The organism is Leptospiraceae bacterium, assembly GCA_016708435.1.
In the GTDB taxonomy this organism is placed as follows: domain Bacteria; phylum Spirochaetota; class Leptospiria; order Leptospirales; family Leptospiraceae; genus UBA2033.
Genome location: JADJFV010000034.1, coordinates 214,131 through 226,407, shown reverse-complemented (window position 1 = coordinate 226,407; position 12,277 = coordinate 214,131). Strand labels below are relative to the sequence as shown.

General features: G+C 35.2%; 13 protein-coding genes. 3 read left to right on the top strand and 10 right to left on the bottom strand.

Translation table 11 applies throughout. The features are described from left to right. Nucleotides 1-78: 78 nt before the first annotated feature. Nucleotides 79-741 carry a CoA transferase subunit B gene (locus IPH52_23780; protein MBK7058016.1) on the bottom strand — a complete coding sequence of 221 codons (663 nt, stop codon included), beginning with the start codon at nucleotides 739-741 and terminating at the stop codon, nucleotides 79-81. Beyond that, nucleotides 741-1,430 carry a CoA transferase subunit A gene (locus tag IPH52_23775; GenBank protein MBK7058015.1) on the bottom strand — a complete coding sequence of 230 codons (690 nt, stop codon included), beginning with the start codon at nucleotides 1,428-1,430 and terminating at the stop codon, nucleotides 741-743. The genes IPH52_23780 and IPH52_23775 overlap by 1 nt, the downstream gene beginning before the upstream one ends. A gap of 97 nt (nucleotides 1,431-1,527) precedes the next feature. On the opposite strand from IPH52_23775, the gene IPH52_23770 reads away from it, so the two are divergent. Both IPH52_23770 and IPH52_23765 read left to right on the top strand, forming a co-directional pair. Further along, nucleotides 1,528-4,059 carry a cyclic nucleotide-binding domain-containing protein gene (locus IPH52_23770; GenBank protein MBK7058014.1) on the top strand — a complete coding sequence of 844 codons (2,532 nt, stop codon included), beginning with the start codon at nucleotides 1,528-1,530 and terminating at the stop codon, nucleotides 4,057-4,059. Nucleotides 4,060-4,130: 71 nt separating this feature from the next. Then, nucleotides 4,131-4,556 (top strand): hypothetical protein, encoded by a 426-nt coding sequence (locus tag IPH52_23765; GenBank protein MBK7058013.1) that lies wholly within the window; start codon nucleotides 4,131-4,133, stop codon nucleotides 4,554-4,556. A 9-nt stretch (nucleotides 4,557-4,565) separates the two neighbouring features. On the opposite strand, the gene IPH52_23760 is transcribed toward IPH52_23765, so the two are convergent. The 5 genes from IPH52_23760 to IPH52_23740 form a co-directional block, all read right to left on the bottom strand. Beyond that, a complete protein-coding gene (locus IPH52_23760; protein MBK7058012.1) occupies nucleotides 4,566-5,249 on the bottom strand; it encodes a hypothetical protein in 684 nt (227 codons plus the stop codon). 81 nt (nucleotides 5,250-5,330) lie between these two features. Continuing rightward, nucleotides 5,331-6,365, bottom strand: coding sequence for a D-alanine--D-alanine ligase (locus IPH52_23755; protein MBK7058011.1), 1,035 nt, complete (start codon nucleotides 6,363-6,365; stop codon nucleotides 5,331-5,333). After that, nucleotides 6,358-7,587 carry a KamA family radical SAM protein gene (locus tag IPH52_23750; protein ID MBK7058010.1) on the bottom strand — a complete coding sequence of 410 codons (1,230 nt, stop codon included), beginning with the start codon at nucleotides 7,585-7,587 and terminating at the stop codon, nucleotides 6,358-6,360. The genes IPH52_23755 and IPH52_23750 overlap by 8 nt, the downstream gene beginning before the upstream one ends. After that, complete coding sequence (locus tag IPH52_23745; protein ID MBK7058009.1) at nucleotides 7,571-8,011, bottom strand: heme-binding domain-containing protein; 441 nt, start codon at nucleotides 8,009-8,011, stop codon at nucleotides 7,571-7,573. The genes IPH52_23750 and IPH52_23745 overlap by 17 nt, the downstream gene beginning before the upstream one ends. 4 nt (nucleotides 8,012-8,015) lie before the next feature. Continuing rightward, nucleotides 8,016-8,621 carry a hypothetical protein gene (locus tag IPH52_23740; GenBank protein ID MBK7058008.1) on the bottom strand — a complete coding sequence of 202 codons (606 nt, stop codon included), beginning with the start codon at nucleotides 8,619-8,621 and terminating at the stop codon, nucleotides 8,016-8,018. 69 nt (nucleotides 8,622-8,690) lie between these two features. On the opposite strand from IPH52_23740, the gene IPH52_23735 reads away from it, so the two are divergent. After that, on the top strand, nucleotides 8,691-9,131 hold the full coding sequence (locus IPH52_23735; protein MBK7058007.1) for a hypothetical protein: 441 nt from the start codon (nucleotides 8,691-8,693) through the stop codon (nucleotides 9,129-9,131). Here the strand turns inward: IPH52_23735 and IPH52_23730 are convergent. The 3 genes from IPH52_23730 to IPH52_23720 form a co-directional block, all read right to left on the bottom strand. Next, on the bottom strand, nucleotides 9,128-10,885 hold the full coding sequence (locus IPH52_23730; GenBank protein MBK7058006.1) for a SpoIIE family protein phosphatase: 1,758 nt from the start codon (nucleotides 10,883-10,885) through the stop codon (nucleotides 9,128-9,130). The genes IPH52_23735 and IPH52_23730 overlap by 4 nt on opposite strands. Before the next feature lie 182 nt (nucleotides 10,886-11,067). Further along, nucleotides 11,068-11,862 (bottom strand): hypothetical protein, encoded by a 795-nt coding sequence (locus IPH52_23725; protein ID MBK7058005.1) that lies wholly within the window; start codon nucleotides 11,860-11,862, stop codon nucleotides 11,068-11,070. A 255-nt stretch (nucleotides 11,863-12,117) separates the two neighbouring features. Further along, on the bottom strand, nucleotides 12,118-12,276 hold the full coding sequence (locus IPH52_23720) for a hypothetical protein (GenBank protein ID MBK7058004.1): 159 nt from the start codon (nucleotides 12,274-12,276) through the stop codon (nucleotides 12,118-12,120). Between the last annotated feature and the right edge of the window lies 1 nt (nucleotide 12,277).

Sequence of the window (12,277 nt, the reverse complement as noted above, 5' to 3'; positions counted from 1 at the left end):
ATTGCTTAGAACAGTTTTTGTTTTTTCCGTTTTAAGGTTGATAGACCTCTCACCGATGATGCAGGTTCGAGGTGACTGTTAAGTTTCAACCTTAATCGTTTTCAAATTATTACTCACTAAAAATTCAGCTTCTGTTTTAGAGCGAATATCTACAACACTCACATCTTCTGCTCTTTCGGTTAATACTAATTTACCGTTATCAACTTCGAAGACACCTAGTTCCGTTACAATCATATGGACACATTTGACACCAGTGAGAGGCAGTGAGCATTTCTTAAGAAGTTTAGGAGTTCCTTCTTTGCTAGTATGCTCCATAACGACTACTACTCGTTTGGCTCCACCAACTAAATCCATTGCCCCACCCATTCCTTTTACCATTTTACCTGGTATCATCCAATTAGCAAGATCGCCTTCCTGTGAAACTTCCATTGCACCTAAAATGGTAAGATCAATATGCCCACCTCGAACCATCCCAAAAGATTCGGCAGAGGAAAAATAAGAAGCTCCTTTTAGAGCGGTTACTGTCTGTTTTCCAGCATTAATTAAATCAGCATCTTCATATCCAGCTACTGGAAATGGACCTAGTCCTAATAAACCATTTTCGGATTGTAAAATTATATCCATCTCTGGCGAAATGTAATTAGCCACAAGTGTGGGCATCCCTATTCCTAAATTTACATAATACCCATCTTTGAGTTCTAGAGCGACTCGTTTGATTTGTTCTTCTTTGGTTAATGGCATTAGATGACCGTCCTTCTTTCGATTCTCTTTTCGTAGTTCTCGCCTTGGAAAATTCTTTGCACATAGATTCCGGGAGTATGAACCTGATCCGGGTCAAGCTCGCCGACTTCTACAAGCTCTTCTACTTCGGCAATGGTGATTTTTCCGGCTGTCGCCATCATTGGATTGAAGTTACGTGCCGTTTTCCGATAAATCAGATTTCCAGCCTTATCTCCTTTCCATGCTTTTACAATCGCAAAGTCAGCCGAAAGTGCTGTTTCTAAAATATAGGTGCGACCGTTAAACTCGCGAGCTTCTTTTCCTTCGGCAACTAACGTTCCTACACCTGTTGGAGTATAGAATCCAGGAATACCTGCCCCACCTGCTCGAATTCTTTCAGCAAGGGTCCCTTGCGGGTTTAACTCAACTTCAAGGCTTCCATCTAGAAATTGTTTCTCAAATGTTTTATTTTCTCCGACATAGCTCGAAATCATCTTCTTTATCTGATGATTTTTTAATAGAATTCCCAGCCCAAACTCATCTACCCCGCAATTATTCGAAATCACAGTTAGACCTTTTACCTCTGATTCCAACAGAGCCTGAATGGATTTTTCTGGAATTCCACAAAGCCCAAAGCCGCCAACCATCAAAGTCATACCATCTTTGATTCCCTGAATTGCCTCTTTTGCATTTGTAACTATCTTATTCAAAAAATTTGTCCTTATATTTTTAGAATCTATCGACAATAAAAAAAGATTGTTTCGAATCCCTAATCTTATTTATATTGTTTAGATACTAACTAAATATATGCCAATAGATACAAGTAAAGTAAACCAAAAAATATCCGTCCCAGCTGGGCAAATTATTTTTGAAGAAGGCTCCGCTGCCAATTCTTTGAATATAATTCACGAAGGTGCATTCTTAATTGAACGCAAGATTAACAATGTGAGTATTCCTCTCCTTCAGATTGCAGGTAAGAATTTGACCCCTGGAGTCATTAGTCTGTTTACCTCCGGTCGTTATCCATGCACAATTAAGACTGTGCAAGATTCGATCATCTCTACCTATCAGGTAAACAGTGGAACGATTAGAAAAACAATCCAGGGAAAAGTTTCTATTGGCATAATGACATCGCGCACTCTGCTTAGAGAGATTTTGGAAATATTTAAAAAGGCAAATGTGCTTCAGTCCCTTAATTCGAAAGTAACAAAGCTAAACGACAATCTTTCGCTTTCTTATTTTCTTTTAGAGCCGACTGTATTTCCGGGCGTTGATCCAACAAATTATATCTATGACCCTGAACTTGAAATGCAGTCCGACCCAATCCTTAGACTATCAAGGGAGAATCTAAGCAACTTCATAGAAAGCGGGGGCATACTTCCCGAATCCGCTAGTCTTGTATTTTTAAATGACGATCATCATGAATTATTAAAGAAGGAATACTTAGATGAAATTGATTTCGACGATGAGGAATTTTTGTTCATTCGAAAAATTCTTTCCGTAGATCCTGCGATCAATACTCCTCTTTTTGAAGCCGATGTATCGATTATCATTCATATGTGCGAGAAGCTTTCTTCTGTGTATGCAAGACTTCTAGAAATTTTAGAAGAGCAAATCACTTCTGTAGCGGATAATTTGAGTTTACTCTGCGGTAGAGATAACAGTCTACTTGAAAAATATAACCTCATGCTAGAAGTAATGGAAACAGGAATCAGCGATCAAAAACCGGAAGTATTAGTTCCGATGACAGAAGCTTTTCATGAACAAGTAGGAAGATACTTACAATCTTATAGGAATATTTTCTATAAAGAATTCCAAGGTATTTCGACTAACTTCAATTCATTTAAACAAAGGTCTCAGTCTTTACAAGCTGGATTAAAACCACAAGAAGATCTACTTGCCGGAATTGAGGCTAATTCCAATCAACCTATCAGAACTGGAATTGATATGGATGCAATGAAGAAAGAGTTAGAAAATTCAGCAAGTAAGATATTGAATTTTGTTAAACTTCCTCCTGAGCAAATAAAAGAATTTTCGTCCCTAATTCTAAAATTAAAGTCAATGTCCAATCCTCTTGACCCAGAAAGTGACGCAAGGAAAATTCGAAAGAATATAGCAAAGACCTATTGGGAAGTGTATGATGCATGCTTTCAAAAATACCAAGCCAGTCGAAATGTTCCTAAACAAGTAGAGATGATGCTTAACTTCGGATTCTTTGATGAGACTTTGCTTGAACCTTCTCAAACAGCCTATCTTTATACCTACAAAGATGACACGCAAGGACGAAGAGATATTCCTATTCACAGTGGTGTAGAATGGCTTGAGCAGATTTTTAATAAGAAGATAACAACATCGTTAGACGAAATGGGTCAGACTTACTTTGATAAAATTAAATTAGAATCAAAAGAAGTCATTTATAAAAGAGAAAGTGATATTCCTTCGACCATCGATACAAGCGTGAGTAGATTCAAATACGAAATGCATGCAATGTATCAACCCAATGTTAGGCTAACAACGGGTAACCCCGCAACGCATCTACCAATCCTGACTAAATACCATATCACTATTCCATTGGAAAAATGTGCAGTCACTAAAAAAGTATTGAGTGATACCATTCAGTCTATCCTACAAACAGATTATACTGCATTTAACCGTGAGATTGTTTATAATGATGAGCAAAGTGGAATTCGAAAAGAATTTGTGCAAAGAAGTATTATTCCTGATTTCATTTTGGTTCCCTCCCTAGGTGGAAAAGTTATGATGTGGCAAGACTTGTCTATTCTTCGTGGAAATGGATCAAAAGAAAGTCGTGGACGAATCATTCTTCCTCTTTTTTCAAATGGTGATATTCGCACGATGATGCTTGAAGCAATTGCGGCATTCCGTTGGGAACTATGTAAAAATATTCTCGGTCCTGATTGGAATAATCCCGGTATACCATCGATCACTTCTGAATACATGGATTATATTCAATTCTATAAGAAGAGTAAAGATATATCCATTGAATTAAAAGAAAAAATTGCAACGGAATTCAAGAGATTCAGAACGGACAGAGATAAATTTGTAAATGACTATCTTGCCTGGATACGGTATGAATCGGAAGGTATACAGAGATTAAACCGTCTTGTGCGTGGAATATTCTATAAGCATATTCCATTTCAGAAAGAGATTAGAGATAAAGTATCTAAATTGCCTGCCTATGCGGATATGCACAATCGTTTTACAAATATACGCAATCGACAGTTTAAAGAATTTGAAAATCGATACAAGAAGTATGCTACGGGTGATGGAAGTTTGCCCCCAGTCCTCCAAGAGAACCTAGACTTCTATAAAATTTAATTTAGATCAGGGATGACCGGGGCTGTGTAAAAACAAAGAAAAATTTTTTACACAGCCGCCTGCTATACGATATGAATAGAGTCAGTTACTTGGTTCGAAGTGAGCCATCAAAGCAAGTCTATACAGTGCAAGTTTTAAAGGAGCTTGGTGTTACCCTTGCGGCGGTTAACTTTATTTTTTTAAATGATGAACTTTCCATAATTGAGTTTAATTCTTACAAATTTGGAATTACTAAGTATTCTTTGTCCGAAAAAAAGTTTCATGGTAATCTTTGGGAAACAGAAGATGAGGCAAAGGCAATTTCCAACCTCAACTATCATTATACGGGCATTGGATTAGACAAAGTTACTACAGACGATGCGGACTATAATATTTATAACTCCGTTCTTCAAATCATAAAAGACTCGGAGCTAACACAATTAGTTAAAAAAATAATTGAGCAAGAACAAATCACACTAAAAGAAATAGAAGCTTATTTTGACGAAAAATGTTTTTAAGAAAAAAATCTAAATCTGTTCGATTAAGTAAGGCTTAGTATATTCTCTCACTATCTCCACAACAAATCGACCCCAACTCTTTGGATCTTCATTGATAGGAACCTGTTTAATCTTTGGAAAGTAACCATGCGGCTTGTGAATACTATGCGTGAGTTCAAGAGTTCGTAGATAATTATCAATTCGCTTTACTCTAACAAAATTAATCATCTCACTTTGAATTCGCTCTTTGGGAATATAGCCAATTATAATTAATTTAGGGAATAACGCTTTCTTTAAATGATTAATAAAATCTGTAAAGCTATCTACTCTATCAATAAATCCTTCGTATGCACCACCACCTAGATTCATAATCTGAGTTACAATATCCATTGTAAGCGTAACACCTTCCATCGTTGCCATATCAGAAATAATGACAATTCCTTCATCTGGTTGAAATGTCTTGAATATGGTATCACCTTTGAATTGTCTTCGTAAAAGCATAGTAGCTGAAATATCAATCTCTGCGGCTTTAGGAATGATGACTTTTTGACTATTGTCACGAATATTTTCTCTCGTGATTATATAACGTCTCTTTGCCGCATTTTGATTCATTATACGGAAGGACTTTACTTTTTCTTCAATTTCGCTTAAGGTATTAAAACCTATTTTCAGGATATTCTCTCTGCTTTTGCGGTTTAGTTCTGTTTCTTCCATTATATATTCTTCTATCGGCTAAGGATTTTAAAGTCGTAATGATTATCTATGAAACTCTTGATTAAATTGAAAAGTAATTTTTCATCCGAATTCATTTTTTTCGAGTATTCCATATCTAAAAATTTTGTTCGTATTATAATTCTCATACCCAAAATGCAATACCTTTTTTATTAAATCTGAGTAATTACCAAAACTTGCCTCATAACAAATAGGCAGTGAGCTATAATAAGCAGACAATCCCGGTGTCAAATTGATTTCTAAAAAAAAAGGATTTCCCATCGCATCGCATTTCCAATCTAGTCTTGCATAACCCGAAGTCCTAAGCCTATTGCAAATATGAATTGAATCTCTTTGAATCTTTGATTCTAGGCTCCGAGGAATGGAAAAAGAGAGAGTTTCCGGCATTGATTCTTTCGTTGTTATATCTTCCCCATACACTGTAGATGGATAGTTAATCTTTGCCACTGAGGTTGCTTTATAATCAGGATAATTTCCAATTACTCCAAGGGTCAAATCATCACCAACTAGTAATTCTTCTAATAAAATCGAATCAAATTCAGAAAGCAATTCCTTTGTCTTTCTATGTAATTCTCGAGAGTTACGAATAACACTTGTTTCATTGATGCCAAGGCTAGATCCTTCTCCATTTGGCTTAAGAAATACAGGATAATCAATCGTATCCGATAAATCTTCTATTTTTTCAATCACATGAAAACTCTTAGTGGGAATTCTTGCTCCCTTACAAATCAGCTTCATTAGACCTTTATCGAGAGAAACAGTTTGCGCATAAGTATCTGAACCAGTAAATGGGATTCCCATAAATTCGCCAATAGAAGGAATATAACCTTCCCTATTTCTAGATTCGAATCCTTCTACTAAATTGAATAAAATTGTATTTTGTATATTACCAGTTTCTAATATATCTTTGATTGCATTTAGAACTTTTGTCTTAGAAAGCTTAGGTTCAATTAAGATAGAATCATAGCCCAAGGAGGATATGGTTTTCATTAAATAGTCGATACTCTTTTGACTTTCCCATTCTTGCTTCTGTTTAAAGCTTACCTCTGGCAGTGAATCATAAATATCTGCAAGTAGAATTACTTTTCTTTTAGGCATTGTGGACTGATTTAGCTTCGTTTTTTATTTTCTCCCAGAGAACTAAATCAACTTCTTCGTATTTATCATCATACTTAGAATCAAATGGCTCGGGACTCAAATGAAACGTTCCTCTTAGCGCTGACTTAAATATATGCTGTCTTGATTCTCTGTGAAATCCATAATACCATCTAGGTGTAAGAGTAATCTTTCCACCACCACCGGGTAAATCATTTACAAATTGAGGAATTCCCATTCCTGAAATTTTTCCCCGCATGTATTCAATGATTTCATAACCTTTTGCTAATGGAGTTCTAAAACTTCTAGAACCGGGAATAATTTCAGGGTCATACATATAGTATGCTCTGACTCGCATTTCTAATAACTTTTTATGAAGGGCTAACATCGATTCGCCTGAATCGTTTATACCTTTTAGGATAACGCATTGATTGCCAACGCTTACTCCGCACTTAATCAATTTCAGAATGGCTGCCTTAGATTCCTGCGTGCATTCTTTTTCATGATTAAAATGGGTATTGCAAAAAATGGAAAGATTATCGTTATTATGCGATTCAATGATTTTACAGAGATCGTCTGTTATCCGCATAGGTAGAGTAACTAAATTTCTAGTTCCTATTCTACAAATCTTAATACTAGGAATTTTTTCTAGATTTTCTAAGATATAGTCTATTCTAGAATCGGATAAGTTTAAGGGATCCCCTCCGGAGATGACAACATCAGAAATCTCAGGATGTGAAATTAGATAATGAAATGCTGCGTCCAAATCATCCTTATCCATACGCTCTTCATTAAAAGAGACCTTTCTCCCTCTCATACAATGCCTGCAATAGACGGAGCATTCCTGATTTGAAAAAAGCAATACCCTATCATCATACATTCGAGTCAGACCTTTTACGGGTGAAAGTCTTTCTTCGTGAAGTGGATCCGGTGACTCTTCAGGAGAAAGAATCGTCTCACCTAATCCCGGGATAATCGTCTTACGAATTGGGCAGGCGGTATCTTGAGGATCAGCCAATAGAGCATAATAAGGAGTAGCCCCAACATTTAAACGTATAGAATCTCGAATTCCCTTTTTTTCTAAATCAGAAAGAACAAAGAATTTTTCTAAATCCTCTCGCTTGATTCTATTTTGTAACTGAAATTTCCACGAATTCCAATTAGGATCTGTGGCTATTTTCTTTCGGAAAGCAAGAACTGTTTGAATTTCAGTTTCCTGATTCATTACCCTTTTCTATTGTCTGCGCCCAACTTTTTATTACACTGATTTCCTCTTCTGAAAGAACAGCAGATCTATGCAATAGCGTATAAGAAGAAAGTGGCATTTCTTTTTTTTCGACTTCTTCCGCTATTTCAGTCGCCTTTTTTGCTTTCTTAGAGGAGGAAAGTGATTCCCAGGAAGAGAAATTTAATTCTTCTCTACCTTCCTCCACATGATGGGCTAAAAAAACAGAGGCAGGAAAGATATAAGAATAAGCCGGATACTTTGTCTCATTCGAATGGCAATCATAACAAGATCTTTTTAAAATTGATTTAACTCTTTCATGAGCAATAATTTCTGCTTCGACCGGTGGGTTCTTGCGATTAATCGGTATAAACTGCAAGAGAACAAATAGAATACAAATAGTATAAATTATTTTCTTTTTCATAGTATTACTTTAACTCAATTCGGCTTAGTTCATTCAACTCAATTTTCCAACGTAATCGCACTTGATTAAAAGTCTCTATTACATTTGGATTATTTACATTTCTATTGTCATTCAAAAGCTTTTGATTATTCCAACCCGATATCTTCTCTAAATCGGAAACGGAAATACTAGCACGAAAAACTTCAAATTCCTCGGTGACTTCTTTTTTTGCTTCTGGCTCTTTTACATAGTAGGGCTTAACAACGGATACCCGCATGTTACCAAGATTTCTTTTTTTTGCTGCATTCGCATACAATAGAATAAATCGAACTGTATCAAACTGAATTCGCTCGCTATAATTTCCTTCTGTATAAAAAGTGTAGGCTCTATTTCCACCATATTCAATTGTTACATCTTGTTTCTCGGAAGAGTTTTTTTCAGCCTTAAAGCTTTTTAAAGTATCTCCGAAAATGATTCTACTTATTCCATAAAGTGCCTCTTCATCCGAAATATTCGAATTCTCCTGTAATGCTAGTATCTCTTTTTGATTCGGGCTGCCCTTCGAGCAGGAGACTATAAATAAAAAAATACAAATAATCTTCACTGAGGTGTAAAAAAATATTTTATTCATACTTTACTGAAAATATTTAATATTAGATTATGTAAAGAGGAAAGTAAAATTAACTGTTAGGAATAAAAAATGAAGTCAGCACTCGAATCAAAACTTACTGCTCTAAGAATCATACATTTTGCAATTTTCTCTGGAACGATTGCGATTGTTGGAATACTCCTATTTATTTCTAGATTGGAGATATCATTTCCTCAACCTCTAAACTTTCTTTTTCCGGGAATTGGTTTTATGGCAATTGTATTTTCCTTCTTCTTAATTGGTATTCTAATAAAACCAAACAAAAGGCAAGATAATCTACAAAAGAAACTATCCAATTTTACTAGCTTTAAAATGATTCAGTTTTCCATTTTAGAAGGAGCTACCATTTTAAATTGCATTGGTTATGGAAATGGGCAGAACCCCTATTCTCTATATACAGTATTTATTTTGTTAGTTTTTTTAATGCTGTCGGCACCAAAAGTTTCCGAGTTTAAAGAAAGATATGCAATTCCTCCGCAAGAACAAATTTAGTTTAACCGAATCAACATTAAAGTGTAATCGTCTTCTAGCATATCGTATCTACCACGAAAGATATCGGTTGTTTTTTTAATAATGTCCTTTAGTTCACCAAGCGGTTTATCTGCATTATTCTCAATTAGCTCAATAAACCTTTCTTCTCCAAACATTTCTCGATTCCGATTCATCGTTTCAGTAATTCCATCGGTATATAGGATGATAATATCTCCAGACTCGTATTCTATCGTGTTTTCAGAAATTTCAAACTCTTTCATTCTAGTTCCGAGAGGAATTCCCTTTCCCGATAAAAGCATTACCTTACCTTTTGACTTTCGATAGTAAAATTGCCGATTATGACCGGCACTCGAAAATACAATTCTTCTTTCTGTAATAAAAATTCGTATCAGCATCACTTCTACAAGCATCATATAATTAAACTTTTCTTTTATAATGCGATTTGCATTCTGTAGACTTTGAGAAGGAGAGGATAATCGTGATACCTCACTCGCCAAAATTGTTTTTGAGAATTCCATAAACAGTGCGGCAGATATTCCTTTACCGGATACGTCTGCGATAATGGCAGAAATTTCATTTTCAGTATGATAGATCATATCATAAAAATCACCCCCAATTTCTTTAGAAGATAAATAGAGAGTTTCTACTTCTAACCCATTGATACTTTTTGGAATAGCAGGTAGAGAATACATTTGAATCTTAGCCGCGATTTGCAAATCTCGATTGATCGCCTCTAGTTTTTTCTCCTGCTCTTTTGATAATAGAGATTTATATGCTTCTACAATATGATTCGAAATAATTAGAAGAAGACTCAAATCTGATTTATTAAAAGCTTTTTTGTTTTTTTTATCAGATACACTCAGGATACCCATGATCTCAGAATTCAAATAGATGGGAATAGAAATAAAGGATTTGCTGTTGTAATTATTTGGATACAAAAACTTTAAATCAGTGTCCTCTGTATTTGTAACAAGCAATGGTTTACCAGTCTTTAAAATATGACCAATAACTCCATTATCTGCATCGATATGAATAGATTCGGCATCCAGACTAAATCCATATATTTTGACTAATCTCCATTTGCCGGTGCTTCTACTTTTATAGGCAAAAGAAAACCTCTCTACTTGAATCAAATCAAGCGTAGAATGAAAAGCAATTTCCAAGAAATACTCTAAACTAGGAATCGTCTGCAATGCCTGGCTTACTTTTAATAGACAATTTATTTCATTGAACTTCTCTTGCAGTTCATCCATTAGTATCCGATTTCGTATAGCAATTGCCGCCATATCAGATAAATTTTGCAACAGATGAACATCATTTTCATCGAAACATTGTCTATCTACGGTATTCACTGCTTCTACAACGCCTTGCACGTCACCTTGTGCAATCATAGGAACGCAAATTAGGTTGCGGGTAACAAAGCCTACGCTTCTATCGATTTCTCTGTAGATTCTGGGATCCGATTCTGCATCATTTGCAATGATTGGCTCTAGCGTCTCAAGAACTAATCCTGCTATTCCCTTTCCTTTGGGAACTTTTAGAGAAGGTAGCAAATCACTCTTTTCCCCTCGACTAGTATGAAAGATTAGACAATCTTCTTCTTTTATGTATAGTAAGAGCGAACATCCTTCTGTGTCTAATACATCTTTAATCGTTTCCATGATTGTATCAAGAAGCGACTTTAAATCCTGGGAAGAATTTATGATAGAAGTAATTTGAAATATTCTATCAAATGAAATTTGTTTCCTACTCATAAGCCATACTGTTCGCTCTCACGAATTAATTTCAAATGTTTTTCTTTCTTTTAAATTAAAATAGGAAGATTCAGGAAAATACCGAATGAAACAGAAAAGATAGGATTCCTAAAAAGAAAAAGCCATCACAGCGAATTTATGACTCGCTACTATGGCTTTCATTTTCATGTTAGGAAGATTTACTATTTTAGTTTATAGCTAAAGGTAAACATGTAGTATCCTTCATTGAGGCTAGTTCCATTTGTTCCTAAGCTATTGATTGCGTAAGCATTTTGATTTTTTGATGCAGGTAAATAACTAAAGTTAAAGTTGATAAGTTTTTCTCTGTAACCGTCAGCGCGCTTATTAGAAAAATAATCCAGTGCTAAAGAAACAACGCCTTGAATAAAAAGACCTGTTCCTAAACCTATCATATATTTTTTATCACTCAGGTCACCTGCACGATAAGCAAGTAGACCACCACCAATCATTGCGTATTCTGTGTAACGGAATATTTTATTCCAATAAGCAATGTTTTCCATTCTTGTTAATTCTTGCTCTCTGAAGCTAGAAGGATTCGCATCCAACTCCTTCTCTAGGTCTCTCGCTTTTTTATCGCTTTTAAAATACATGAACCCACCGGTAGCAAGCTGCATTAATCCAACCCCTAATAAAGGATAAGACAATCCAAGATTGTAAGGAGAATCACTTTTTTTGTTAAAAGGTCTTATAGGATCAGGATAATTACTATCTGCGAGGTTACGATAATAAAGACCCATAGAGGTAGTAAATGCCCCTGCTCCAATGTAATACAAAGACGCTTCTTTTTCGGCAGTAAAATAATTTTTAACATCTTGCGACATTCTTTCTGTGCTTGCATTGCTTTCAGCCACTTTGGCATCAGTAGCTGCAGAGGAACCTGTAGCTCCTTTTTCCTCTTGGGCAAAAATAAATGTATTTAAAACACACAAAACTAAAACAATTCTGAAAACTTTCATTCTAACGACTCCTAATCATATTCACCTGCGGCTATTTGTTTCAAATACAGGATTTAAAAGTGTTTTAATAAACACATTGTAAATTCAGTGTTTGCTGTCTACTGCTAAAATTTTCGGTAGAATCTTATATTCAGGTAAATTTTTTATTTTTAAAAAACTCTAAATTCTATTTCTCTAGGAAAGAAGATTTAGTATGCTTTAAAATTTCAACGAAAATCTAAAAAAAGTTTAAAAAATATCGCAAGATTCTAATTTTCAAACAAGAAAGGCAAATAGATTTGCACCGGAGGCACTGAGGATTGGAGAGGGTTTTCTTTTAGTGGACATATTTTCCCTCCATGCTTGGGCTTTGTCAGCTTTTGGATGATCTTTGGATGGGCTTCTTTCATTGCCGGATAGATTATTATCTGACAAT